The 24,617-nt window shown below is 52.3% G+C and carries 22 protein-coding genes; 7 read left to right on the top strand and 15 right to left on the bottom strand.

Annotated elements, in window-relative coordinates; all coding sequences use genetic code 11:
- Positions 1 to 4: 4 nt before the first annotated feature.
- Positions 5 to 805, bottom strand: coding sequence for a UPF0149 family protein (locus tag HCH_RS33480; protein ID WP_085944416.1), 801 nt, complete (start codon positions 803 to 805; stop codon positions 5 to 7).
- Positions 806 to 1,128: 323 nt separating this feature from the next.
- On the opposite strand from HCH_RS33480, the gene malT reads away from it, so the two are divergent.
- The 3 genes from malT (at position 1,129) to HCH_RS19250 (ending at position 5,823) form a co-directional block, all read left to right on the top strand.
- Positions 1,129 to 3,852: an HTH-type transcriptional regulator MalT gene (gene malT, locus HCH_RS19240; protein ID WP_011398082.1), complete on the top strand. Its 2,724-nt coding sequence runs from the start codon at positions 1,129 to 1,131 to the stop codon at positions 3,850 to 3,852.
- A gap of 197 nt (positions 3,853 to 4,049) precedes the next feature.
- On the top strand, positions 4,050 to 5,393 hold the full coding sequence (locus HCH_RS19245; RefSeq protein WP_011398083.1) for a glucan 1,4-alpha-maltotetraohydrolase domain-containing protein: 1,344 nt from the start codon (positions 4,050 to 4,052) through the stop codon (positions 5,391 to 5,393).
- Between the two features lie 172 nt (positions 5,394 to 5,565).
- The gene (locus tag HCH_RS19250) at positions 5,566 to 5,823 is read left to right on the top strand and encodes a GrxA family glutaredoxin (RefSeq protein WP_011398084.1); all 258 of its coding nucleotides are present in this window, start codon (positions 5,566 to 5,568) and stop codon (positions 5,821 to 5,823) included.
- A 99-nt stretch (positions 5,824 to 5,922) separates the two neighbouring features.
- Here the strand turns inward: HCH_RS19250 and HCH_RS19255 are convergent, their stop codons facing one another.
- From HCH_RS19255 to HCH_RS19270, 4 genes are all read right to left on the bottom strand, one after another.
- The gene (locus HCH_RS19255; protein WP_011398085.1) at positions 5,923 to 7,404 is read right to left on the bottom strand and encodes an OmpA family protein; all 1,482 of its coding nucleotides are present in this window, start codon (positions 7,402 to 7,404) and stop codon (positions 5,923 to 5,925) included.
- Between the two features lie 151 nt (positions 7,405 to 7,555).
- Positions 7,556 to 8,833, bottom strand: a complete 1,278-nt coding sequence (locus tag HCH_RS19260) for an NAD(P)/FAD-dependent oxidoreductase (RefSeq protein WP_011398086.1) — start codon at positions 8,831 to 8,833, stop codon at positions 7,556 to 7,558.
- Between the two features lie 159 nt (positions 8,834 to 8,992).
- Positions 8,993 to 9,433 carry a hypothetical protein gene (locus HCH_RS19265; protein WP_011398087.1) on the bottom strand — a complete coding sequence of 147 codons (441 nt, stop codon included), beginning with the start codon at positions 9,431 to 9,433 and terminating at the stop codon, positions 8,993 to 8,995.
- 348 nt (positions 9,434 to 9,781) lie between these two features.
- On the bottom strand, positions 9,782 to 10,204 hold the full coding sequence (locus HCH_RS19270) for a transcriptional regulator (protein WP_011398088.1): 423 nt from the start codon (positions 10,202 to 10,204) through the stop codon (positions 9,782 to 9,784).
- A 108-nt stretch (positions 10,205 to 10,312) separates the two neighbouring features.
- On the opposite strand from HCH_RS19270, the gene HCH_RS33220 reads away from it, so the two are divergent.
- Together HCH_RS33220 and HCH_RS19280 are read left to right on the top strand one after the other, a co-directional pair.
- Entirely contained in the window at positions 10,313 to 10,591 is a 279-nt protein-coding gene (locus tag HCH_RS33220) for a Cro/CI family transcriptional regulator (RefSeq protein WP_011398089.1), read from the top strand.
- A gap of 21 nt (positions 10,592 to 10,612) precedes the next feature.
- Positions 10,613 to 10,840, top strand: a complete 228-nt coding sequence (locus HCH_RS19280; RefSeq protein WP_011398090.1) for a hypothetical protein — start codon at positions 10,613 to 10,615, stop codon at positions 10,838 to 10,840.
- Between the two features lie 85 nt (positions 10,841 to 10,925).
- Here the strand turns inward: HCH_RS19280 and HCH_RS19285 are convergent, their stop codons facing one another.
- From HCH_RS19285 to HCH_RS19295, 3 genes are all read right to left on the bottom strand, one after another.
- Positions 10,926 to 13,538: a reprolysin-like metallopeptidase gene (locus HCH_RS19285; protein ID WP_011398091.1), complete on the bottom strand. Its 2,613-nt coding sequence runs from the start codon at positions 13,536 to 13,538 to the stop codon at positions 10,926 to 10,928.
- A gap of 80 nt (positions 13,539 to 13,618) precedes the next feature.
- Complete coding sequence (locus HCH_RS19290; RefSeq protein WP_011398092.1) at positions 13,619 to 14,191, bottom strand: hypothetical protein; 573 nt, start codon at positions 14,189 to 14,191, stop codon at positions 13,619 to 13,621.
- 330 nt (positions 14,192 to 14,521) lie between these two features.
- Positions 14,522 to 15,922: an MATE family efflux transporter gene (locus HCH_RS19295; RefSeq protein ID WP_011398093.1), complete on the bottom strand. Its 1,401-nt coding sequence runs from the start codon at positions 15,920 to 15,922 to the stop codon at positions 14,522 to 14,524.
- A gap of 239 nt (positions 15,923 to 16,161) precedes the next feature.
- Between HCH_RS19295 and HCH_RS19300 the strand changes: the two genes are divergently transcribed.
- Entirely contained in the window at positions 16,162 to 17,118 is a 957-nt protein-coding gene (locus tag HCH_RS19300; protein WP_011398094.1) for a LysR substrate-binding domain-containing protein, read from the top strand.
- Between the two features lie 105 nt (positions 17,119 to 17,223).
- Positions 17,224 to 18,294, top strand: a complete 1,071-nt coding sequence (dinB, locus tag HCH_RS19305) for a DNA polymerase IV (protein ID WP_011398095.1) — start codon at positions 17,224 to 17,226, stop codon at positions 18,292 to 18,294.
- 5 nt (positions 18,295 to 18,299) lie between these two features.
- Here the strand turns inward: dinB and HCH_RS19310 are convergent, their stop codons facing one another.
- The 7 genes from HCH_RS19310 to HCH_RS19340 all read right to left on the bottom strand — a co-directional run bounded on the left by HCH_RS19310 (position 18,300) and on the right by HCH_RS19340 (position 24,567).
- Entirely contained in the window at positions 18,300 to 18,839 is a 540-nt protein-coding gene (locus HCH_RS19310; RefSeq protein WP_011398096.1) for a hypothetical protein, read from the bottom strand.
- Entirely contained in the window at positions 18,839 to 19,537 is a 699-nt protein-coding gene (locus HCH_RS19315) for a hypothetical protein (RefSeq protein ID WP_041598805.1), read from the bottom strand. The genes HCH_RS19310 and HCH_RS19315 overlap by 1 nt, the downstream gene beginning before the upstream one ends.
- A gap of 90 nt (positions 19,538 to 19,627) precedes the next feature.
- Complete coding sequence (locus HCH_RS19320) at positions 19,628 to 20,266, bottom strand: hypothetical protein (RefSeq protein ID WP_011398097.1); 639 nt, start codon at positions 20,264 to 20,266, stop codon at positions 19,628 to 19,630.
- A gap of 173 nt (positions 20,267 to 20,439) precedes the next feature.
- Positions 20,440 to 22,089: a methyl-accepting chemotaxis protein gene (locus HCH_RS32570; protein WP_011398098.1), complete on the bottom strand. Its 1,650-nt coding sequence runs from the start codon at positions 22,087 to 22,089 to the stop codon at positions 20,440 to 20,442.
- A gap of 116 nt (positions 22,090 to 22,205) precedes the next feature.
- The gene (locus tag HCH_RS19330) at positions 22,206 to 22,568 is read right to left on the bottom strand and encodes a hypothetical protein (RefSeq protein WP_011398099.1); all 363 of its coding nucleotides are present in this window, start codon (positions 22,566 to 22,568) and stop codon (positions 22,206 to 22,208) included.
- 50 nt (positions 22,569 to 22,618) lie between these two features.
- A complete protein-coding gene (locus HCH_RS19335) occupies positions 22,619 to 23,560 on the bottom strand; it encodes a sugar kinase (protein ID WP_011398100.1) in 942 nt (313 codons plus the stop codon).
- On the bottom strand, positions 23,557 to 24,567 hold the full coding sequence (locus tag HCH_RS19340; RefSeq protein ID WP_011398101.1) for an SPFH domain-containing protein: 1,011 nt from the start codon (positions 24,565 to 24,567) through the stop codon (positions 23,557 to 23,559). The genes HCH_RS19335 and HCH_RS19340 overlap by 4 nt, the downstream gene beginning before the upstream one ends.
- Between the last annotated feature and the right edge of the window lie 50 nt (positions 24,568 to 24,617).

Below are 24,617 nucleotides of genomic sequence, written 5' to 3' on the forward strand. Positions count from 1 at the left end.
TAAATCACAAGCAACACTTCTTGAACTTTTTGCCGCTCCCACAGGGACAAGGGTCATTACGACCGACTTTGGGCTCTTCCCGCACCAGTGGATCATGGTGCTGAAAGTAAACGGACAGGCCCCGTCCCGCCTTGGCGTATCGCATCAGATACCCATTCAGATCCTCATGAGCGCCGCGCAACTCCTCACGGAAGTCATCCTGTTGAGATGCGCCTTCGCGCTCCAGAATCTCCAGCGCAGCGTCCACATCCTGAAAGACTTTCAGAATTGAAATAGTGTCGTCCAGATCCCGCGACATTTTCTCGTAGCCGCCGGGATCGCGTTGCGCCAGCATTTCCAGGGCGCGCATCCAATTTGGCCCCAACCACTCGTCCGCGAGGATAACGCCTTCGCACCAGTTCTCGAAGTTCCGGCGTTCCTCAGTGTCCCAGCTGAACTGGCAGTCCGATGGCAACGTTAACGCGCAGGCTTCTATTTGTCCGCGGATTTCCTGATACAGCGCCTTCATGTCCTCGATCACTGTCGAGTCAGCCCGGCACAGTTCTTCCTGATAGCATTCTCCCAAAGCGACGGGCAGCCAGTATTCCTCGTCTATTTCAACAGGGCAACAGGCTAATCCGAACAAAAAACCGTGACATTGATTGTAATTAAGCAAGTCCTCACAGCGTTCGGCGTCACACAAGAATGCGCGCAGGTCAATAAATCGCGGATCAGATTCATAGCCCGAAGCGACATGTCCCCTCGGGTATACGGAAGGAAATTCAACTCCCATACCACTCGATCCTTTTAGTAATCTGTTATTCATTCAAGTGTAAAACGAAACAGGCAATATTGTTAGTAATTTAATATGGCGCCAGAGCGCCTGCGCGTTGGCTCCGGGGCCCGCCAAACAGGCCTCGTCAGACTACGCCCCTTTCTACGCCCAAAGAAAACGACCTCTACTCCCCCATTCACCCCCGCCTCCCCCCTTGAGCGGCTGTTTACCCGTATTTTTTACCCCCATAACATTCTGGGTAATAACGCCGCCGACATGACCCGCACGCCTGTTGCACATAAAAAACCAAAGCGGCCTATAACAAAAATAAACAGCCGTACCGGCCAGCGAGAGGCCGCCGGCGGAGCACCCTTATGACAACGAGCGACGCACCTGAAGCAAGACCGCTGATTCCCAGCAAGTTTTCACCGCCGCAAACTGGCTCCCACGTTCTGAGCCGCCCTCGTCTGGAAGCCGCCTTAATTGACGCCGCCAGCAAACCCTTATGCATCGTGCGCGCACCGGCGGGTTTCGGAAAGACGACGTTGATGACCCATTGGAGCCGCCGTCAGCCAGGACGGATCGCCTGGATCAACCTGGATGAATTGGATAACGACCCAATTCTTTTCGGACGCTATCTGGTAGCGACATTGTCCCGCCAGGCGCCAGAGCTTCAGGGGCCGCTGTCTCGCGTTGAAGGCGCGCTGTCTGAATATGATCTTATCTGGCTCACGGGAAAGCTGTGCAATGAATTAAGCACTCTGGATCAACAACTCGTCTTGGTGCTGGACGACTATCACCATGTGCATAACGAACACATCCATGCCGCGCTGCGATTTCTGATTCAGCATCAGCCGCCTGCGCTACGCCTGTTTATCCTGACGCGCGCTGAACCGCCGTTAGGATTAGCGAACTGGCGCGTGCGCGGCATGCTGCACGAGATTGGAACTGACGAGCTGGGTTTTACACTGGAGGAGGCGCAGCAATTTCTTCATGAAAAAAATGGACTGCGCGTCGAAGACCCACAAGCATTGCAGGAGGCGTTGCAGCGCTTGAAAGGCTGGGCCGCGGGCTTGCAGATTATTGCGTTGTCGGCTCCGGCCAAAGATTCACTCAATGACTACCTGAGACGCTTTAACGGCGCCCACACGCATGTTCTGGACTTTCTTGCGGAAGAAGTTCTCAGCAAACAACCACCGGAACGCCAGGCGTTTTTGCTACAAACGAGTGTGTTGGAGCGTTTTAATTCCGAACTGGCGCAAGCGGTGACGGAGCACAAAGAAAGCTTCGGCATGCTTCAGGACCTGGAGAAAGGCGGTATGTTTATCGCCCCATTGGATGAATATCGCACCTGGTACAGCTACCACCCGTTTTTCGCCGAGTTTCTACGTCATCAACTACAGCTCCAGGCGACCTCTCAGACCATCATCGACTTGCATCGAAGGGCATACGAATGGTGGCTGCAAAAAGCCCAGACTGCTGAAGCCCTGACTCACCTATTGCAGATAGGCGATCCGATGCTGATCGCCGAAGCTCTATCACTCCATGGATGGTCGCTTTTTGAGCAAGGTCGACTCAGTCTCATTGAGCAGTGTCTGGATGTTCTTCCCGAAACCGTCATCGCCAACGACAACAGACTCGCACTACTGAGAGCCTGGGTATGTCTGACGCAAGCCGATCCAGACTCATTGGAAGAAGCGCTCAACCAGGCGGAACAACGTTTGCCAGACCAGCAGGAAGAAGCCCAGTGGCGACGGGTCAGCGCAGAAATCAGCGCGCTCAAAGCCCAGTTATACGCCACGGTCGAAGACATTGAGGCGGCGCACAATCATGCGCGGCAGGCGTTGGCGATTAGTTCCAGCGCCTCCAACGCCGCCGCCATCGCCCTGTCTGTACTGGGAGAAACTCACGTATGCAGAGGAGAGCTGGATCAGGCTCGAGACGCTTTTATGCAGGCGGAAGCCTCCGCGCGCGCCGCCGACTCCATGCACGGCTTGCTCTGGACGCTTGGACAACAGGCGGATGTCTTGCGCCACCAAGGGGATCTGGTGGGATGCCATCAACAGCAAACCTTCATCTTGCAACTGGCGCGCGAGCATCACCTTGCGCAAACGCCAGTCATGGAGTTCATTCATCGACAACGGGCCGACCTGCTCATCGAGTGGCTGCAATGCCATGAAGCCGCTCAGCATTGTGACGCCGGACTACGCATCGTCGAGCACCTTGAGCCCCATTGCGCCGTCCCTCTCAACGCATTGAAAGCCAGCATCGCACTGCAACAGGGTGAAGCAGGCGCAGCGGACACTTACTTGCGCAAAAATACGCTATTAATGCGCGAATATCGTTGCCACTCGGACTGGCGCGCCCTGTCCGCATCCATCCAGCTTCGTTATTGGCGACAACAGCGCAATCTATCCGCCATTCATGAGTGGCTGAGCGCTGAGCCCCCACCCAGTCCCGCCCCAAGCCATTTTCAACAACGCCGGGCGCGCAACCTCGCCTTTGCGTTACTCAGCCTGGACAGATCCCGGGAAGCGGCGCAAATACTGCTGCCACTAACCGCTCAGTCTCGTCAATTTGGTCTGCGCCTGAGTGAGATGGAAAACCAGATTCTTACAACCTGGGCCTGTCTGCGTCTGGGGAACGAGAAGGAGGCCAGTGACGCCCTGTTGCGCGCCCTGCAACTGGCGGAACCCATGCGCGCAGTCGCCAGTTTGTTACAAGCGCCGGAGTGGCTACTGGATTTCTATGCTTTTCTGCTGGACGACTCTCGCCTGTCCAGCGCCGAACGCCGTCATTTGCAACGGGTGTTGGAGCTATCCAAACGTCAGCACAGGCCACAGAAGAAAACGCGCAACATGCCGGAACAAGCCAGAGCGCTGGCGCTTACTCCGAAAGAATGGGAAGTGTTGCGCTTAATAGGCGAAGGCAGCAGCAATGAACGCATCGCCGAGCGACTGTATGTGGCGCCAAGCACCGTACGCAGCCACATCAAACATGTGTATCAGAAATTGGGCATATCCAGCCGGGTGGAAGCCCGGCGGGTTTCCCTCGATTTATCGCAGGGCCGGGTCGCCGGCCTTGGCGAACAGGGGTAGGCCGGCGGACCTAAACGCTGAAAATCCCCCCGTAAATCCCCCATTTGCATGGAAGCGTCCCAAGCTCGCCTTGGTTATGATCAAAGGGTAACGTACATCCGAAGCGGCCATAAGGGCCGCCGCCAATTCCACGAGCTTGGCGCACGGATGAACCAATATGGACTTTAGAAAAAATACAATACCGGAGCTCATTCATTATGTTGAAAGTTCATCGTCCAACCCGAATTTCTCTCGTCATCCGACACGCAATCGCCTGTGCGGCCGCCGCTGCGTTAGGTGTTTCCGCAGTCGCCGCGAACGCTGAAAGTTCCGGCAAAAGCGGCGCCGGCGTCCGCTTTCACGGCGGCGACGAGATAATCCTGCAAGGTTTCCACTGGAACGTCGTACGCACAGCGGAGCGCAACTGGTACAACATCCTGCAAAGTAAGGCCCAGCAAATCAGCGAAGACGGCTTCACCGCCATCTGGATGCCTGTACCCTGGCGGGACAACTCTTCCTGGCAAGCGTCCAGCGATACGCGCTTTGGCGGCGAAGGCTACTTTTGGGCCGATATGGATAAAAACAGCCGCTACGGCGACGACGGCCAGCTGAAACAGGCCGCCTCCGCCCTGAAAAATAAAGGCGTAAAAGTCATCTACGACATCGTGCCCAATCATCACGATCGCGGGCACAGCAATGACTCCCTCAATCTGCCCTCCGGACAAGGCTACTATCGCTCCGACTGCAGCTCCTGCGACGATGGCGACCCATTCATGGACGGCGGCTCAGATTTCAGCACCGCCCACCCGGATGTATACGATCTGTTTAAGAATGAACTGGTCAACCTGAAGACCAACTACAGCGCGGGCGGATTCCGTTTCGACTTTGTCCGGGGTTACGCGCCGGAGCGCATCAGCGCCTGGATGAGCGCCTCTCTGGACAGCGGATATTGCGTTGGCGAGCTGTGGAAAGGTCCCAGCGAATATCCGTCCTGGGACTGGCGTCATAGCGCCAGCTGGCAGGAAATACTGAAAGATTTCACAGATGCCTCTGACTGCTCCGTCTTCGACTTCGCCCTGAAAGAACGCATGCAAAACGGCTCCATCTCAGACTGGAGATACGGGCTCAACGGCAACCCCAGCGCCCAATGGCGCGAGGTCGCGGTCACATTCGTCGACAATCATGACACCGGCTACTCTCCCGGCCCTCTGGGCGGTCAGCATCATTGGGCGCTACCGGATTGGAAACGCAAAATGGCTTACGCCTACATTCTCTCCAGCCCCGGCACGCCGGTTGTGTATTGGCCTCACATGTATGACTGGGGAATGCGCGACTTCATCCGCAATCTGATTCAACTACGCAAATCCGCTGGCGTGAAAGCTTACTCCGGCGTGCAATTCCATGACGGATTCAGCGGATTGGTGGGAACCACAAGCGGCAGCAACGGGAAGTTGCTATTCGCCATCGACTCCAACTTCAGTTCGCCAAACCAAGTGGCGGGGGGGGCCTGGAATCTGGCGGTCAATGAGGACAATGGCCGCATTCGCATCTGGCGTCAGTAACGCTATCCCCCGGGTGGCTCGCGCCCGGGGTTTCCCCTCTCACAGACACAATTTCGACGTAGACCAATAACAAAAATCAATCAAAACGTTATTAACTATCAATTTTCCTATACTCGCCTCCCCGTATAATCTATGTCGCATTGTTTTACACACTTCTCCGGAGGTATCAATCATGTATACGGTGATTTTTGGTCGGTCAGGTTGCCCCTATTGCGTTAGAGCCAAACAAATTGCAGAGCAGTTAAAAGATCAGCGACAAGATTTCGACTTCCGCTACATCGATATTCACGAGGAAGGCATCAGTAAAGCCGATTTGGAGAAAACCGTCGGCAAGCCGGTGCTGACTGTGCCGCAGATATTTATCGACAAAGAACACATTGGCGGCTGCAATGAGTTTGAAAACTACGTTCGCCAAAACCTGACGCACTGACTCGACAGTAGTCGAATGTAATACATAACGCCAATAAAAAAGAGGCCGTCCAAGACCTCTTTTTTTCTTAAGCGAGCAGTGCGATACAGGCCCGCCCCGCTACTGAAGTCGCCGGATCAGCTCAACCCGACGATTGCGTTTTTTCCCTGCATCAGACAGGTTATCTGCTTCCGGCGCTACCGGACCAACACCGTAAGGAGTCAAGCGCGCTTGGGCAACGCCATAGTCCTTTATCAGGCGTTCAACAACCGCTTTGGCGCGCGCCGAAGACAACTCAATGTTGTGTTGAAAAGCTCCCGTGTCATCCGTGTGACCTGTCACATAAAGCAACAACTCCGGGCGCTTTTTCAGCAAACCTGCGATAGCCTCCAGAGTAGGTTTAGATTCGTCTTTGACGACGGCTTTGTCCGTATCAAAAAACACGCCGTATAAAAGCGCTTTTCCTGTCTCGTCAATATCACGACTCAGGCTATCCACATCCACTGTAATCAGGTCGTCCTCAAGCGCTTCCGATTCCAGAATGATCTGCTGCACTGCCGTTTCATCCTCATAACCACCAATAAACAAGGCGACATACACCTTGCCTTTTGCTGCGTCTTTTGACGCCACAATGAAATACGGCTTACGGTAGTAGTTGTAGACGGACTCTGTAAGTGAAATCAGTCCACCGAGATGAGAGGACTTGTACTCGTCGCCGCACTGCTGCAGCTCACAGGAATAAACAGTAGCGAAGCCGCCTTTAGACAACGCCGCTTTATAATTTTCGTACAACTTCAGAGTGGACACATTTTCCAGTTCGTAATAGTGTCTGGAAAGATCGCCAACCAAATCCAAAGTTTCAAACTGATATGGCTTGTCGTCGCCGCTTAGTGCGGAAACCGGAATACTGATGCGCTCATAATCCACCACTTTGCGTTGCCGCAAATCGGCGCCAGGATAGCGGGGCAACAGCGGGTGATCTTCCTTCGCGGTATCCGGGTCACTAGCTTTCATCAGGGTCGCAGGCGGCTGCGCCCCGAGATATTCAACGTCCATTTTGACAAGGTCGCTCTGTAGCGGTTCTTCTTCAAGGATAACTTGCTGCACAGCAACCTCGTCATCATAGCCGCCGATGAACAAAGCTACGTTGACTTTACCCTTTTGGGCACCCTTCTCATAAACCATGTAGTAAGGATTGCGGTAATAGTTGTAAACGCTATCACCTGGCGAAACCAGTGCGCCTAGTTCAGCCGCCTGCGTCGCTGATCCGCATTGCTCCAGCTCACACTGATAAACAGACTTGAAGCCGCTTTTTTCCAGCGCGGCTTGATAATTTTTATACACTTTAAGTGTGGAGACGTTTTCCAGACTATAGAAATGCTGGGTCAAATCGCCTTTCAAGCTTAGTTTCTGATATTCGTATGGCTCGCCTTCGCCACTAAGCTTACTCGCGGGAATCGTAAACGGCGCATAATCGATTTGCATATAGGCGCTTACAGATGCGCCCGGATAGCGACTCAGCAACGGATGATCCGGCTCGTCGGCATATACGCTGGCGACGCTCAAAACGCTAATAAAAGCAGCAGTAACCCTTCTAAACATGGCCCCTCCTATTTTTAGACGTAATCACAGGGAATTTAAGCGTTTTTTACGGACAACTTCCGTCGCTGCAACCATAGAGAAACGCCTCCGCCCACTTAGGGTGAAGCGTTAAAAAGTTTAGCGGGCTGACTTTCGGAACCTAATAACGGGATTAAGAAGGAGCCTTCAACCTTTCAATGCCGAAAGCTTTCAGGATATAACGTTCAAAGAGAGGTTCCGTGGAGCCTTTACGTATTTTGAGAAGAAAGTACTTCTCGAACGCCACTTTGGCGACATGCACCCATTTGCCCTCACGCATCCAGTTGACATTTCGCGGAGGCAATTGAGGAATCGCCACAAATGCGATTCCGGTGTCTCCCATATCCGCCAGACACACCGCATTCCAGGTCGCTTCGGCTTTGGGATCAGCGCCTGCGAGCGTCGCCTGGATATTTTTCGCCACCGCCGTCGCCATACTTTCAATCATATAGCCGGTTTTGGGAACGCCAGTCGGCACAGGCGTATTTTCCCTTGGCGCAATCGCCACCGCCACCCCGATGCCCCATACATTAGGATAAGTTGGGTTGCGCTGATGTTTATCAATCACGACGAAGCCACGGGGATTCACCAGACCTTCCACATCTCTCAAGGCGTCAATGCCGGTAAAGGCGGGTAGCATCATGGCGTATTTGAAGGGCAATTCACGACGTTGTTTATTCTCTCCGTCGCCGTCCACTTCCATGACAGTCATGAGGTTTTCGCCGACAGACTCGACCTTTGCGTTGCAAACCCAGTCTATGTGTCTTTGTCGTAATTGCGACTCCAGCATTCCTTTGCTATCGCCTACCCCGCCTAAACCGAGATGACCAATATAGGGTTCTGACGTGACGAAGGTCATAGGCACTTTATCGCGAATACGCCGTTTACGCAGGTCGCGGTCCATAATGAAGGCGAACTCATATGCGGGCCCAAAACAGGAAGCCCCCTGCACCGCACCCACGACAATCGGGCCCGGATCGTCAACAAACTCGCGCCACTTCTGATTGGCTTTAATAGCGTGATCAATATGACAGATGGATTGGGTATAACCGTCAGGGCCCAGCCCTGGGATCTCTTCAAACGCCAAACGGGGACCAGTCGCGATGATGAGATGATCGTAGGAGATACTGTCTCCGTTATGAAGTTCTATGCAGTTGGCGCCTGGGTCGACCTTTTGCGCTGCGCCGACCACTAATTCTACGCCTTTGCCGGATAAGGGAGACTGCAGCGGAATTTTGATGGCTTCCGGCTCCCTCCATCCGATGGCCACCCAAGGATTGGACGGCACGAAATGAAAATAGTCTTTATCACTCACCACCACAATGCGGTGGTCTTTACTCAATGTTTCCCTTAATTCAAACGCCATAGGCATTCCACCCAGGCCCGCGCCTAAAATAACTATAGTCGCCATGCGCTTCCCTCTTTGTCGTCAATTCCACTCTGACGCGGCCCAATCCCGCCGCCGCCCTGTCTCCAGTAATTCCTGAGACCCTGCAGAATAATTCAAAGCCGCACCACTTCGCTACAGCTGTAAACCGCGCATATGCGACTTAGACGACAAAAAGACCCGTCAGGATGCGACGGGGCTTTCCTGAATCCTTACAGCAGCGCCGTTATGTCCTCTTTTGACGCTCGGCCCGGAGGGCTTGCGGAAAGCGTGACGGATACGATCCAATTCCGACACCAACAACGTGCGCTCAAACTCGGTTGTGCGATCGTAAAGATCCAACCAGGCCTGCTTCTCAGGCGGCAGTTGATAGACAGGACCGTCTTCTTCCATACGCACGCGATACATAGGGCCATCGCCTGTACGCAGCCACTCGAAATTGCCATCCCACTTGTCGGCAATGGTGATCAGGTAATCTGCTCCCACCTGATAAATATCTCCGTTGAACCATTGGCGCACCGTTTCGTAGCGTACGTTACAGGCGACGGAGATTTCCCGTTTGATTTTCCGAGGATGCACTCCCCGGTCCAGTAGTAGTCTTTCGATTCTTTTTGTAACACTCATATGCAAGCCAGCTTTGTTAAGATTTGTAAATTGTATCTCGCATTAATACAAGCTTGCATGCCTAATTCCAAAATTTTTTGTTACATTGACAATGATTAATAAAAGTACAACTGGGTTTCGCCCTCATCCCGCATCTTTGAACTCCCCGCTAAAGGCTTAAGACAGTAGGCGTGATGCGCTTTCGCTCATAACGCAGACACAATCGCGCAACAAACGAAAAAGAAGACAGAATATTAAGAACAGGTAAGAAGAAAGGCCCGCTTCGTGGCGGAAAACTGACTCTCTGAAGTGAAAGCCAGTCAGAGACTTGGACGGAAGTACAACTTTCAGTTAAAAGCCAACAACTTATCAGCTTTTAACTTTTTCCTCCTTTTTTGAGAAAGAGGCCGGCTCCAACCCTTCGTATGGATTTTGAATAGATTTACGGAACCTTTTCAGCTCATTGAGCATGTAAGCACGCTCGACATCAGATGTGTTATCGAACAATTCTAACCACGCCCTTTTTTCCTCGGGCAGATAGGAAGCGGCTTCTTCACTGATCTTAGGCTTTTCCATCGAGCCCTTGCCCGTGTAGAGCCAATCAAAGTTGGCGTCCCATTTGTCGGCGATAATCAGAAGATAATTCGCGCCCACTTCAGCAATGGTGCCGTTAAACCACTGACGTACGGTTTCATAACGGACTCCGCAAGTGTTAGATATTTTCCGCTTTACCTGACGGCGATGAACGCCTCTTTCGAGTAGTAGTTGTTCGATTCTTTCGGTTACAGACATATGCAAGCCAGCTTTGTAGTTTGCCGCATTGTAACCCGCATTGCTACAAATATGCTTGCTTTATTAAAACAATTATGCTTGTATAACGCGCGATGTAAGGAGGCAGCTATGACGAAAGCGGAAGTACTTGCTTACTTCGGTTCGGTGGCGAACGTCGCCAAAACGTTAGGAATCACCACTCAGGCTGTTTATGAGTGGGGAGACTCGGTGCCTGAGCCACGGCAATGGCAATTGCAGGTTCTGACCGACGGCGTTCTAAAGGTTTCATCGAAGCGAAGTAGACAAGGTAAATCATCCACTCAAATTCTGAAGAAAAATGTAAAGTTTGGACAGAAAGCCAAAAGCGACAAAACCGGCGATGCGGACAAAGTTACCAAGGGAATATAGAGGAATAGCAAAGGGAGGCCCATGCTGTTACTAAGCCTGACCGGAGCCATATTGATTATGACTGCATTGTGTTTGCTGTTCTTCATCAGAAATGCGAAGGCCTCGGAATTGCGGCTACGCCTGATGAAAGAAAACTATGAAGCATTCAAGAAGCTCCCCAGCTATGAAGACATGCTTTACCGGTTTTGGATTCCCCTCACTCGTTTTGAGGAAAAAGCGACAGGCGAACAAAGGAAGGAGGAAAGTTGAACCCAGATTTATCGACCTGAGCCATCGACGAATGTATTTAAAAGAAGGTGAGTATTGCACTCACCTTCTTAACTTAAGACTGGCGTTATTTACGTGGAAATTTAAACCGCAGCCAACCGAGCGCCGCCAGCATCAACCAGACTGCGCCGCCACCGCCGCCGGAATCACCACTACCTGAGTCGCTATCACCTGAATCGCTATCACCTGAATCGCTATCACCTGAGTTGCTATCACCTGAGTTGCTATCACCTGAGTTGCTATCACCTGAGTCGCTATCACCTGAGTCGCTATCACCTGAGTCGCTATCACCTGAGTCGTCGTCACCAGTCGGCTCATCATCATCGTTCGCAATAACGCCTGAAGCCGTCGCCTGGCTGATAGTTCCAGAGGTGGGGTTGCTTATTGTCAGCGTGAAAGTCTCATCCGTCTCAAATGTCGTATCGCCAGAGGCATTAATCGTAAATGTCTTACTGAACTCACCTGCCGCTAAACTCACTGACCCAGAAGGCAAGACGCCGCCAAAGTCCGACGCGTTGGCTGGATTAGCGCCAGATCCCGTCACGCTGTAATCCACTGTCATGTCGACAATGGCGTACTGACGGGAAACCTGAAAAGTAAGGGCTGTCTGACCGCTATTTCCTTCAACTTGGTTCGCACTGATCGCGCTGACGGAAATATTCCCCGAGGTATTCACGGAAACCAAGGAGAAGTTGGCAGGGGAAACGTTAAAGAACACGTTGTCGCTGCACTTCACCCGAATCCGCCCATTTGTGGTGTCCGTGTTGGGAGCCACCACTCTCTCAAACCCATCATTGGAGGCGCCGGCTTTGATCATTGTCGTGAATGTAGATCCGCCGTCCTTCGACAGCTCGATATCCACCTGACTGCAACTGACCGGAGCCAAATGCGTATTCGCTACATTCCAGGTCACATCCATCTGCTGCCCGCCGGTATATGTCCCTGCGCCTGGAGCCGTTACCTTAAATGGGCCAGAGTCGCCATCAACCGTTAACTTGACGTCATCCTGATTCACGCCGAAGTCGCCCGACCTGACCGTGACCCTGAAATTAAGATCACGGTCGGTCGTAGGCAAGGTTTCCCCTAGAGAGCTGCTCAGATCACCAGAGATAATTGCATCCAATTTGGGGAAATAGCGCGTTGACGAAGTTGTTCCTTGAAAAGAACGGAACAAAGGACGCTTTCCATCATCAGTGGCCATTTCAACCGCATCCGAGGTTCCACCACTATCACTTCTGTCCTGCTGCTCCCAAGTGTAGGTTAGTCCAGATAAATCGCCTGGGTCAGCATCATTTGCTGTCGCCGTGAGCATGAAAGGTGTCTGGGCGGGAATCGTGTAGCTTGCACCCGCATTCACAGTGGGCATTGCATTCCCGGTATTAACCTGCGTTCCGCAACTAGCCCCACTACCTGTAAGATGATTGTGGATTTGTTCCAGACTACCACCGTTAAAGTAGTCGTCTGCATTACTCTGTATATTTTGAGGAGAACACAATCCCGAGTAAGACATAATCGTCGAGCCAGACCCGACTTCCCATGCACTGCTGGAAGAACGACGTCCGCCGCCACAATCACCACTAACCGCGTTAAATGTATGGCCTGCGCCAAACTGGTGCCCCAGCTCATGCGCCAGCAAGTCCGACACAAAGTACTCAAAGCGGCCATCTGGGTTGCCAAGGCCGGTCCGCCCTTGCGCCTTATGAGTGCTACTGCAAACCACTCCGACATAGGCCAGACCGCCGCCCACTTGATTGAGAAGATGGCCGACATCGTAATCCGCAGTTCCTATAACGCTGTCAAGGTTGGACTGATTTTCCGACAGCATGCTTGAGGAGCTAGAGTAAGGGTCTGTCGACGAGTCTGTGTAAATAATGCTGTCGTTATCCGCAACCAGCTGAAAACGAACCGCGACTTCCTTTTCGTAAATCTGATTCAGGCGGTTAACGACAGAAACAATAAATGCCTGAGTTTCCGCCACAGAAGGGTTACTTGAATCACTGCTGACCGAAGCAGAAAACTCGCCGGTAGCAGCCATCGCCAGTCGATATACTTTATAGCTGTCGCCAAAACTTACTCGTTCCGCCAGCCCAGGCATTTCAAGAGACTTCAGATAACCATATTCATGACCACTCTCTACGGAGTGGTCATGCTCCGCCGTATCGCACTGCAAGGGCTCTTTACTTGGCATGTCCTCTTTGAAAAAGCCGCGATATTGGCTGGCGCTCTCTGTCTCGCTAAAGCTGGATTCCGGCTCAATGACCATAGTGGCTTCCGGGGTATTCACATAACCATGGAAACCGCGGGGCGTTGTGTCGATTCGCCCACTGACGCCTTCGTCCTCAACGCCGAATACCTTGTAGGTGCGCAGTTCCGGGTATTTGGCCTCTAACTCTGGAGCCATGACAGGAGAGTAAAACGCCTCCAGCAGTAAAAAGCCGCCATCAGGTTTGGGGTAGTAAAACGGCAATCCTTCTAACGCGCCCTCGAGGGGGGCGTCTTGCAGATAGACTTTAAGGCGCTCTATATCCGCCGCTATTCCGCGATAGTGAAACGCCGACTCAGTCTGCGACTGCGCCTTACCCGCCACATCCAGCCACAATCCATCGGGAGACTGGGCATGGGAGACACTGGCGATAGCCAGCGCCAACTGCGACGCCACAAAAAATGCTGCTTTATTCATGCTTATCAACTCAAATACCTGAAAAAAATCTCTGACGCCTGCGCGCCCTTAAAATAGGGAATTGGCTAGTTCACTGGCGGTTAAAACCAGCTTTGTATGGATCGCCACATCCGTGAGAAGAACCCAGGGCTCGCCGTTTCTTCATGGCGCTCAATGTTACTCCCGGCTTGTTCCGGTATGAGCGCGCCTTCCGGCTCAATGGGTTTGGGGATATATGGCAGATCCTGTTTGAAGAAAACCCGGTAGCGGTCATCCGTCTTCCTATCGGAAAACCGGCTTTCGGGCTCTATCAATACACTACGGCCATCCATGGTGAGAAAAGCCTTGAAGCCTGCATCGGTATAATCAATGCGACCTGACAAGGTGGGCATATCCACGCCATGAACTTTGTAAGTTCGGATATTAGGAAACTTTTCAGCAAGCTCAGGGGCCATCACCGGCGAGTCAAACGCCTCGACAGCAATAAAGCGCCGGTCCGGCATGGGCAATGTCAATTGCAACCCGTCAGCGGCGCCTTCTTGGGGGGCGGCTCTAAGGTAGGCGCGAAGCTCCTCGCCTTTTAACGCGACAGCGAAGTACGGAAATTCTTGCGTTTTCTGCGTCTCCGCAATGGGCGACCAGAATGACGTCTCAGCACTTGCGGTCTGGGACATCAAAACGATTCCTCCAATCAAAGCAAACTGCTGCGCTGACTTTATGGACTTGCGTAACTGCACTATACCCCCGAGAGAAACTGCGGTCAGTTGCGATCAAAAAACGAACACAACCAAGTTAATCCTCAATATATAAACGGATTCGGGGCGGACTACTATATAGTTTTTGTAAGAATGAGAAGGAAGACCGCCTCTAATTACAACAGATCGCCGCACCTCAGGCATGTCATACAGAGTCTAAAATCGACTCAAGCTTAAAGAGGTGCGACAACCTATTGAATTTATAGGCAGTTTAATGGAAAAGAACGATTGACGCGCCGGCCATTTGGCTTAGTTGTGAGTTAATTGGGACTCAGTTGGCGCCGTTACAAAAGTACTGTTTTCTTTCTGTAATTCGCCTTTTAGAGCCCGGTTCACCCGCCAGTTGAACAGCGTTGTCAGGCATATTGCAGTGAATCCAAGACCGACGCCCAATCCCATCCAGACGCCGACAATTCCCCACTGTCCTTTCAGCAGCCACGCAACAGGGAAGCCAACCAGCCAATATCCAACCACTGTAATCAGGGTCGGCGTCGCTCCCATGCGCAACGCCCTCAGGGCGGTCATCATGATGACCTGAGCGCCATCCACTACCTGGAAAATCGCGGCGACAGCAAGCAGACTGACGCCAAGCGTCAACACATCCTGATCTAACGCCCCTTCTCCACCCAGGGTGAAGAGACCGACAATCTGCTCAGGAAGCAGTAGAAATACCAGTGCGGACACCAGACAAAACAATCCACCCAGCGAAAGGCCAGTCCAGGCGTAGCTCTTCAATTCTCCCATGCGGCCTTCGCCGTAGCATTGCCCTACCCGGATCGAAGCGCCTTGAGCGAATCCAATATAGATATTGAAAGACATGGACGCCGCTTGTAGAGCAATCTGGTGCGCCGCCAGCGCTACCGCCCCCATCGCGCCCGCCAGTAATGTCGCAGCGGTAAACAATCCCGCCTCCATGGTCCAGGCCAGCATGATCGGCAGCCCCAGGGAATAGAACGGCTTGAAGTCCACCAAACGGGATCTGATTTTCGTCAGCCCGCTCAGTACCTCGCGGACTTCCGCATAGCGGTTCAAGTCCAATACAAGCATGACGCACATGAATACGCTCACCAGAGCCGTGCCGATCGCAACGCCGGCGATGCCTAATTCGGGGAAAAAGCGCCAGCCGGTCATCAGCGCATAACTCAGCGGCACGTTCAGCGCCACCGCCGCAAAGCTGATTCGCATGATGGAGGTGGTGCGCGACATTCCCGCGGCCAGACCACGCAACACCATAAATGCAAACGCCGGCAAACTGATCCAGGCGGCCTGCCCCAGGTATTGCGAGGCGTAAGCTACGGCTTGCGGCTCCTGCCCCATACCGAGCAATAGCGCTGGCGTCACTTTCATCGCCAACGCCACCATCGCGGCGACAATCACCACTAGAATCAATCCCGCTTTGACAATACGAATAATATCCTTCTGCGCGCCGCGCCCGGTATGAAACGCAACCTCGTTGGCGACCGCTGCGAGCAAACCGCTGATCACCACCAATATGAAATTGAATATAGCCGACCCCAACCCGGCGCCCGCCAATTCCTCCACGCCCAAAATCCCAAACATAATGGAGTCGCAGAAAATCATGGCTGACTGCGCAACCTGCGCCGCGGATAACGGAAGGGATAATTTTAGAACTTCTCTTAACCTGCTCATTGTTCCTTGCTCACTCTTCGGCAACGTCTCACGACGAGCCTTCGCCATACATCTGTTAGTTTCACTTATTAAATTAAAGCTGTCGTCCGGAAACTGCTTCCCGCAGGTCGATGTTCATTCCAAACGAGGCCAGTTAGAGGCTGTCGATAGTGGGGGCCTTAACAAAGCTGTTGCCTAAATTAGGTTGGAGCGGCAATATTCACAAGCGAAACATTCGCCTTTATACATGAGTTTTTTTCATGCCAATCCGTCCCAGAAAATTACCGCCGCTGAATGCGCTAAAAGCCTTTGAGGCCAGCGCCAGACTACTCAGCTTCTCCGTCGCTGCGCTTGAGCTGAATGTAACGCAAGGCGCAGTCAGCAAACAGATAAAATTACTTGAGGAATATTTTGAGCAACCTCTTTTTCTACGACGGGCGCGCCATATCAAATTAACGGAAGCGGGAGAAAAACTCTTTCACAGCCTGGGGGATATTTTTGATCAGTTGGTCAAAGCCTGTGACGCGGCGTCTTCCCATCAGAAAAACATTCTGCGCTTACAAGTAACGCCTTCCCTCGCCGTCCGCTGGTTGTTCCCTCGCCTGCCTCAGTTGCAACGAGAACTCAAAGATGTCCAGCTGAAAATCACGACCATGTGGCTGTCTGCGGAGAAAGAGGCGGACCTGGACCTGGATCACTACGATATCGTGCTGCATTGCGGTCGGCGCAGGGATAACGGCTCCGCCAATTTGTTGCGGGAGGAGCAGCTGGCGCCAGTATGCCATCCATCGCTACTGGAGCAGCATGGCGGTGATTGGCGACGCTTGATCCGCCATTTGCCGCTCCTGCACCCATCCGTCACGCATGAAGATTGGCGCAACTGGTTGACGAAAAACCCCGTACCTGGCGTAGATCCATCCTCGGGGCTGATATTCGACACCCTGGATATGCCGGTGACCGTCGCCATGCAAGGACACGGCGTCGCGTTGGCGGACCCGCTGTTCATTATGGACGAGCTGAAAAACGGAATTCTGACCACGCCCCGCAATCATAGCCATGACAGCGGCTGGGGCTATTATTTCGTACATCAGAAATTACGCGCCTCTGACCCCAGCATTCTTACCTTCAAGCGTTGGCTGATTGCGGGCCTGCAGGAAGATATGGAGCGGCTGGAAACCATCAGGCTGCTACCTTCCTTGACGCCTCTGGGCAAGTAGATTTAAGGCGCCGTTTTATGGCGCGCCTGAGCTGGCTCGCTCAACCCTGAGGCGTTATCCTTGGTCCATATTAATCGCTGTTGAGGCCGCCTGTAGACAGGCTTTATGCGAAAAATCATCCACATTGACGCCGACTCATTCTACGCCTCCGTAGAGATTCGGGATAATCCGTCACTGCGACACCTGCCAGTGGCGGTAGGCGGCAGCCCTGACAAGCGCGGCGTCATCGCCACTTGCAATTACAACGCACGCGCCTTTGGCGTGCGTTCGGCCATGTCTTCAGCAAAAGCCGTTCTGCTATGCCCGGATTTGGTGTTCGTACGTCCCCGCTTCGAGGTCTATCGCAGCGTATCCAAGGACATTCACACGATTTTTCGCGACTACACCGACCTCATTGAGCCGCTGTCACTGGATGAAGCCTATCTGGACGTCTCTGAATGCAAAGCCTGCAAAGGCAGCGCCACGCTCATCGCGGAAGAAATTCGCGCCCGCGTGAGACAAGACTTGCGGTTGACGGTATCGGCGGGCGTCGCACCAAACAAGTTTCTGGCCAAAATAGCCAGTGACTGGAATAAGCCCGACGGCATCTTCGTCATTCGACCGCAAGACGTAAAAGACTTTATCCCCCAACTTCCTGTTCGCAAAATCAACGGCGTGGGTAAAGTGACTGCAGCAAAAATGGAGGCTTTGGGCATCACCACCTGCGGCGACTTGCAACGTCTGTCCAAAGATGATCTGGAGCGCCATTTCGGCAGTTACGGCGAGCGTCTCTACAACCTGTCACGCGGCGTGGACAACCGTCCCGTACAGACAGAGTGGGTGCGTAAATCCCTGTCAGTCGAACACACCTACGACCACGATCTGCAAAATCTCGACGCCATTCTCGATAGCTGCGAACCTCTTTTCGAAGAACTGCTGGAGCGTTTCAATCGCATCAGCGACGCCTATCTGGTCAGCAAGCGTTTCGTCAAAGTCAAATTCGCCGACTTCACTCAGACCACCCTTGAAGAACTCCTCCCAGGATACAGCGGCCAGTGGCGAAGCCTGCCCGACTATTTGCGCCTCATGAGCGCCGCCTGGGCGCGCCAGAAAAAACCAGTACGTCTGCTGGGAATGGGAGTCAGACTGAGAGATCCCAAAAACAATAACCTTGGAGAACAGCTATCGCTGTTTTGAGGCCTCTAGGGTGTATAAGAAAGCTTCTCTCCACGCCGTTCAAGCGCAGCAAGAATATCCTCTTTTGACAGTCGTACTGTGTTAGACACCAAGGATTTAGGCAGACCGACACTCGGTGCGGAAATTGATATTGTCATATAAGAAAAAGGCTGTTCGCGAATATCCACAGGCTGTTCCTCCTGACCACCTGACAAACGCCCTCTCACCATGTAATTTTTTACCAGAACCGTAGCATACTTGTACTCACTGCCCGGCTGGGTGTTTACAATGGACTTTACGTCTCCTAAATAATAGCTAACCAAGCTCGTACCACTGAGAATCTTTTCATTTTGAGCGTTATAGAGGATGAAGTCCGACCTTAAAACAGGGGCGTTTTCAAGGATCTTTTTCTGGTCAGATTCAAAAATGACAACCAAACTGTGTGGAAGGTCTATCCCGTCACTAGTAGAAATATTTACATGCCGGATTTCCTGCTGACTAATATTGACTGAACCAGCACAACCAAAAAATGAAAAACATAAAATAAGCAATACTATTTGCTTCACTATCGAACCCCTATAGCTTTCGGGTTCATTGGCGCATTTTCTAACAAGGATAACGCTTTTTTGTACATATCTCCTGCATTTGCATGTGAGACATCCATTTCATAGTTATATGCGCCATTTTCATGGCCCAACTGACTACCTATATTAGCTATGTAGCCACCTGAACGCCCATTTGTTGTTAACAAAGTTGGAAGGGAAGCAACACTACTGACAACTTGGTTCACCAAAGGAATCTTCCCTATAGTATTATCCCAAATAGATTGACGAATGTAGACATTAACCCATTTCTCAGCTGGCGGCCTTGCTAATGGGAACATTGAAACAGGATCAAGAGTAATTAGCTCTTTTACAGGCACCCCCTTGACAAACAAATTCTGGGCAATATTCATTACAGCCTGACCACCCCAGCTATGCCCCGTTAGGCGAAGATTATTAAATTTGTATGACTTCCAATCCCTAATTATTTCCTCCAATAATTCCTTTTCACCCTCATGTCCTCGGTAATATACTTTCCTATCACTAGCGCCATACAAATTAAACCTGTCGATAATGTCAACTTTAACCAAGTTTGTAGGACCAACAACACGGCTAAGCACATCATTTTTATCTGCCCCGCCACCCACAATATATTCACGATCAATCCAACTTCGCCTAGTATAAGACTGTATATGTTCAGGTAAAGTGGTAGAGGCAGACATAATTCTTCCTTAAAATAAGCAGTTAGGTATACAGGCACTAACTGTATGTCATATCCTCTCCCCTATAAATACACCAAAGAGACTACACCTTCACCTTCTTTGACTATTTCCACCTGCCTTGACCAACCAACCGCCAGCGCAAATCAGCACAAAGTAAGTCCAGGGGGTGAACAGGATTGTGTTGCCGAGCAGGCGTCTCATCAGAGGAGGCCAGTTTTGGAGAGCGTCATTTTCCATGACTTCGAACAACAACATAACGCAGGCGACGCCCAGCAACGTGATGGACGTCAGCTTGATCAGCGACTCTTGCATGGGAGGAATATGTTTCAGGTAGGGATGGAGCGCCCAGTAGACGCATCCGCAACCAATTAACGCGCCGACGGCGATCCCGGCCCACTTTAACATTACGGAAACTTCCGTGGATGTTTCGCCCATGAACAAAGCAGTGGCCCAGCCAAGAAAAACTTTACCACTGATCTCAAGTGCGCCTTTGCCGCTTACCGTTTGAAAGCGGGCGATCCAGATGATAATCGCCAGACTCAGCAACAGGCTGGGTCCCAGGCGAAACAGGTGATAGTAAGTGAAGTCCCGTCCGATCGCGTCGTCAATCAAATAGCAGAAAAGGCCGTTTCCCAGTCCGACACTTAACGCTAACGCCAGCGGCGACAACAATAAAGATGTATGGGAGACGCCAGCCGCATATTTATAACCCTGTAAGTGTAAGCCCATGCACAGCCCTCCATGTAAGCTTAGTCCAACCTTTCTTTATTCTAATTATTAGACCGACAAACTATGACCGCCTATCATCGACCGTTATTCCCTGTAAGCTTGCCGGACCTATACAGGATGGTATATCACGAATAGCAACAATGAGTTATTCGCCGATTGTTTCAAATTGTTTCTCAAGCCACTTTGAAGTTGGAAACCATTTCTTTTAACTGCGCCGCCCGGTTGCTGAGATTCTGGGATGAATCAAACAGTTTGCTCACCACCTGTTCGGTGTCGCGCACTGCATCCCGCACATGCGCCAGGTTAGCGGTCATCTCACCGGCTACGCTGCCCTGCTGCTCGGCCGCGGTAGCGATCTGCAGGCTGCGGTTGGTGATTTCCCCCATTTCCGTCACAATGCCGTCAAACATTTCTCCCGACTCACCCACTTTCGATGAGCCGGTTTCCGCCACTTCGACGCTGGCGCTCATCAGTTCGACGGCATCCTGCACCTGCTTCTTCAATGCTTCGATGGTGCCGTTGATTTCGCCAGTGGCGTCCCGGGAACGCATCGCCAGTTGCCGCACCTCATCCGCCACAACGGCGAAACCGCGGCCGCTTTCTCCCGCTCTCGCCGCTTCAATGGCGGCGTTAAGCGCAAGCAGGTTGGTCTGCTCGGCGATGCTTTCAATGCTATCGGTGACAGAGGAGATGGTATCCACTTGATTGGCGATGTCCGTCACTGCTTTAGAACAATTATCAAGGTTGCGTGACAGATTATTGATGACGTTAACCGCGTCTCCCACCAATTCATTGCCGGTGGCCGCACGTTCATTAGTCGCCTGAGTCGCGGCGGAGGTGGTGCTGGCGTGTTCCGCTACCTCCCTCACTGTCGCCGCCATTTGCTCCATGGCGGAAGATAACTGTTCAAGCTGGGATGACTCATCGTCAATCGCCCGCTTCGCAGTCGCCATGCGTGAGGAAAGCTCTTTCGATTCCTCCGACAAAGACTGGCTGATCTCCATTTGCTTCCCAATCAACTCCGCCAGGGACTGCCGTGTGGATTCAATGGCGCGACTGATGTGGGACACCTCATCGCGCCCGATACAGTCCAGATGAAAGGTCAGGTTACCCCGCGCCAGATTCTCCATCGCCGCCACCACTCTTGAGAAACTGCGCTGCATCGCATTAACGACGAAATGAGACGCTGCGAACATGACGACAAGAACGCCTATGCTGACCCAGACCAAGCGGGTCAATGTCTCCTGATACAGCTCATCCGCATCATCAAGGTATATTCCCGAAGCGATGATCCAGCCTTGTTCCGGCCACGGCTCAATGTAGGTAGTCTTATCGACCAGTTCGTCTTTTCCCGGTTTACGCCACTGGTACGTTACAAATCCGGACTTGCCGGCGCGAAACCATTGCGTCGCCACATCCCCAAAGCGCCCGCCTTCATTAAGGTCAATGTTAGGGACCGGCTCCCCCACCCATTCAGGTTTAGGGGGAAACGCAACAAACTTCTGGTCGACGGAGAAGGCGTAAACATAGCCGTCCAGGGACTCTCCCCAACGCAGACCGCCAAGCATCTCGCCAATGTACTGATTCAATTCATCCGGGTGCTGGGCTTTGTACTGTTTCAGGTTATGCAGGGCCGCCTCCACCATATTCATTGCGCTCTCACGCAGGGCGTCACGTTGGGATTCACGGGTTAAACTGGCGTTATACCAACTGGAAGCGATGAACATGATCATGATGACCACACTGAGCCCCAGGAATTTTTGTCTCAAGGTCAGCTGGGCGAAGAAACGGTCAATAGCGGTGGCAGGATGGGCTTCCCTCATGAAATACTCCCTTTTCGCGGATGCTTGCGTCGCAAATCAGTTCAACGGGGCTTAGACTTTAAAAGTGTAGTCAATATTCAGCCTTCCGCAGGCAGTCCGACTCAGGAAATTTTCATTCAGCCAAAATCCCCTGCACGCCAACCTTGAAATCCCATGCAGAGCCCCTCGCCATCCGGAGCCAGCTCATTTTCCTCCAGCAAAACGCCCTGATCGTCGCGAATACGCTGAATCAGCGCATATTCAGCCTGGTGTTTCCCATCAATTTCGTTAAGGAAAATCCCGTCCAGCAACTGCATCACGGCGTACAGGGTTGCATCCACCGCTTGTTCCGCCAACTCACGATCTGTGCCGCCCTCAAGCAATTTAAAATCCCTCAACGCCTCTTCTCTGACGTGTTTGAACAGATGCTCTCCAAAAGCGTGAGAAGCCGAAACTTTGCGACTGTATTGCTCTTTCGGCCAGTTTTCATAGGGTTCCATCGATCTTTTCCTTTTGCTTATAGATAACTGTTACCGCACAAGTCATTCTCTCAGTGAACAATTGAACCATATCGTTGCGACAGACTGATGTTGACCACCGCGCCGCTATTGAACTCAATGGCGTCGCCGATCATACCGTCGCTGAAAATGACGCCGTTTTCCGGCGCCTGTGATTTGATGATAAGCGCCTCACCGCCGGCGATCTCTCCATACACCAGTTCCGTTTGCGTGGTATTGCTGGGGAAAGGTTCTCGTACGGAGAACATGAGCTTTTGCGCATCCCATGAAAGCGGCTGATAGATTTCCGTGCGATCGCTTTGAACGCCGCGGGCTCGCGCCACGCCCAAGGAACCGGCGATTACACTGCGCATCCACCCGGTAGAGCCCAGCCCTGTAGAGACAATCACGCCGCTTGAGCTGTGCATTTCCGACATCTGCCGAAAGTCGATTTCATAGCGTAAGGAAGTATGGTTTTTGGGGCCAATAAAAAAGTCGTTCACCGCCACCATGGCCTGGCCATCGTTGAGACTGGCTTCCGCCATGGAGACGCGCTTGATCGGCCGTTTGGCTCTCAGCAACTCTTTCAGCACCACGTCCAGATCCGTAACCTGGAATGGCAGCAATACGCCGTCGATGCGCGCAGGGTCAGGATTGACCGCCACCACAGGTTGCCCATGCAAATACTTCAACGTATTCGCCACCAGCCCGTCTTGTCCGAGTACGACCACCACGTCCTGAGCGCCGAAGATGAAATTACTTAGAAAGTCTCGATCAAGCGTCTGCACGCGCCCTATTCGAGATAACGCCGTCTCCGCGGCGGCCAATGAAGTCCGGTAACTCTGATCCTCATGAATGTATGCATCAAAGTCTTCGCCACGGCTTTCAATGTAAAAGCGCGCCTGCTCTTCGGTATTATGCCGCCAGGCCAGCTCTTCCAGCCGCGTCCGGCGTTTTACCAGGATCAGCTTGGTTTCCGTAGCGCGCTCGCTCATCGTTTTTTACCCAATAGCTCGCGCATCAGATCCGGGCTGATATTCAACTGCCCGATCTTGTCAGCGCCAGTGGCCAGTTGTCGGAAAGCCTGAGCAATTAACTGCTCTGGATTCATAGAACTGTTGGTGATCGCTTCAAGAATGCGATTGTCCACTTCCGCCATCGCTTTCATGCTGGCGGATATCGCATAGGCTTTGACATCCGCTTCTTTACGGCTGTTTTCTGCACTGACCGCCACCAGTTCCTTACGCTTGTTCTCTTGTTCTATCTCGTTCTCCAGCACTTCCCGCTGCAGTTCCTGAGTTTTACGTTGCACCGCCATACGGGCGTCCATTTCCGCTTCCTTGACCTGCTGCTTTTTCTGTTCCACGGAAATTTCCGTCTCCAGTTCGTTTTCCTTGATCTTACGCTCCTGTTCAATGGCGGCGTTGCGACGCGTATAAGCCGCTTCGTCCGCATCCTTCATCATCTGCTCCCGCACCGTCGCTTCAAGCGCGCGGGCGGTTTCCGGATTGGGTTTTATCGCGAGTATGGATACGTCCAGAATCTCCACTCCCAATTTTTCCAGCACCGGGGCGGAATCGAGCGCGGCGGCGAGTGTCCCGGCCAGAGTCTCTGAAGCCAGCAGGCTTGCTTTCAAGGACAGGTTCTGAATGCTGTTGCGAGTAATGGATTGCAGAAGATTGAGAATCCGCGCCGGCAGCTTCTTAGGCGCGTCCGAAACATAGGATTTACCGTCATCAGCCAGGGTGAAATTCATGGTCGCCGCCAGTATCTTGGGGCTCTTCACACGATATACCAACTGCCCCTGCACAGTGACCTCCTGAAAGTCACTGGTGCTTTCCTTGAAGATAAACGGTAAATCCGCCGAGCCGATAGGAATCGAAACCAGTGACGTCGTCGGCGCAAAGTAAAAGAAGCCCAGGCCCGCGCCTTCCCGCTTAAGCTTTCCTTTGTTGAACTGCATGATATAGGTGGTGGGTTCGGTTTTTATATATCTGAACATCTGTAACCTCTTCCTTATTCTTAATATAGTGGCTCAAAGCCACCAAATAA

Origin of the sequence: Hahella chejuensis KCTC 2396 (genome assembly GCF_000012985.1) — a bacterium.
GTDB classification, from domain to species: Bacteria; Pseudomonadota; Gammaproteobacteria; order Pseudomonadales; family Oleiphilaceae; genus Hahella; species Hahella chejuensis.

Excerpts from the sequence above, each read along its gene's own strand:
- HCH_RS33480 (WP_085944416.1), bottom strand. The coding sequence starts at position 805 with ATGAATAACAGATTACTAAAAGGATCGAGTGGTATGGGAGTTGAATTT.
- malT (WP_011398082.1), top strand. The coding sequence starts at position 1,129 with ATGACAACGAGCGACGCACCTGAAGCAAGACCGCTGATTCCCAGCAAG.
- HCH_RS19245 (WP_011398083.1), top strand. The coding sequence starts at position 4,050 with ATGTTGAAAGTTCATCGTCCAACCCGAATTTCTCTCGTCATCCGACAC.
- HCH_RS19250 (WP_011398084.1), top strand. The coding sequence starts at position 5,566 with ATGTATACGGTGATTTTTGGTCGGTCAGGTTGCCCCTATTGCGTTAGA.
- HCH_RS19255 (WP_011398085.1), bottom strand. The coding sequence starts at position 7,404 with ATGTTTAGAAGGGTTACTGCTGCTTTTATTAGCGTTTTGAGCGTCGCC.
- HCH_RS19260 (WP_011398086.1), bottom strand. The coding sequence starts at position 8,833 with ATGGCGACTATAGTTATTTTAGGCGCGGGCCTGGGTGGAATGCCTATG.
- HCH_RS19265 (WP_011398087.1), bottom strand. The coding sequence starts at position 9,433 with ATGAGTGTTACAAAAAGAATCGAAAGACTACTACTGGACCGGGGAGTG.
- HCH_RS19270 (WP_011398088.1), bottom strand. The coding sequence starts at position 10,204 with ATGTCTGTAACCGAAAGAATCGAACAACTACTACTCGAAAGAGGCGTT.
- HCH_RS33220 (WP_011398089.1), top strand. The coding sequence starts at position 10,313 with ATGACGAAAGCGGAAGTACTTGCTTACTTCGGTTCGGTGGCGAACGTC.
- HCH_RS19280 (WP_011398090.1), top strand. The coding sequence starts at position 10,613 with ATGCTGTTACTAAGCCTGACCGGAGCCATATTGATTATGACTGCATTG.
- HCH_RS19285 (WP_011398091.1), bottom strand. The coding sequence starts at position 13,538 with ATGAATAAAGCAGCATTTTTTGTGGCGTCGCAGTTGGCGCTGGCTATC.
- HCH_RS19290 (WP_011398092.1), bottom strand. The coding sequence starts at position 14,191 with ATGTCCCAGACCGCAAGTGCTGAGACGTCATTCTGGTCGCCCATTGCG.
- HCH_RS19295 (WP_011398093.1), bottom strand. The coding sequence starts at position 15,922 with ATGAGCAGGTTAAGAGAAGTTCTAAAATTATCCCTTCCGTTATCCGCG.
- HCH_RS19300 (WP_011398094.1), top strand. The coding sequence starts at position 16,162 with ATGCCAATCCGTCCCAGAAAATTACCGCCGCTGAATGCGCTAAAAGCC.
- dinB (WP_011398095.1), top strand. The coding sequence starts at position 17,224 with ATGCGAAAAATCATCCACATTGACGCCGACTCATTCTACGCCTCCGTA.
- HCH_RS19315 (WP_041598805.1), bottom strand. The coding sequence starts at position 19,537 with ATGTCTGCCTCTACCACTTTACCTGAACATATACAGTCTTATACTAGG.
- HCH_RS19320 (WP_011398097.1), bottom strand. The coding sequence starts at position 20,266 with ATGGGCTTACACTTACAGGGTTATAAATATGCGGCTGGCGTCTCCCAT.
- HCH_RS32570 (WP_011398098.1), bottom strand. The coding sequence starts at position 22,089 with ATGAGGGAAGCCCATCCTGCCACCGCTATTGACCGTTTCTTCGCCCAG.
- HCH_RS19330 (WP_011398099.1), bottom strand. The coding sequence starts at position 22,568 with ATGGAACCCTATGAAAACTGGCCGAAAGAGCAATACAGTCGCAAAGTT.
- HCH_RS19335 (WP_011398100.1), bottom strand. The coding sequence starts at position 23,560 with ATGAGCGAGCGCGCTACGGAAACCAAGCTGATCCTGGTAAAACGCCGG.
- HCH_RS19340 (WP_011398101.1), bottom strand. The coding sequence starts at position 24,567 with ATGTTCAGATATATAAAAACCGAACCCACCACCTATATCATGCAGTTC.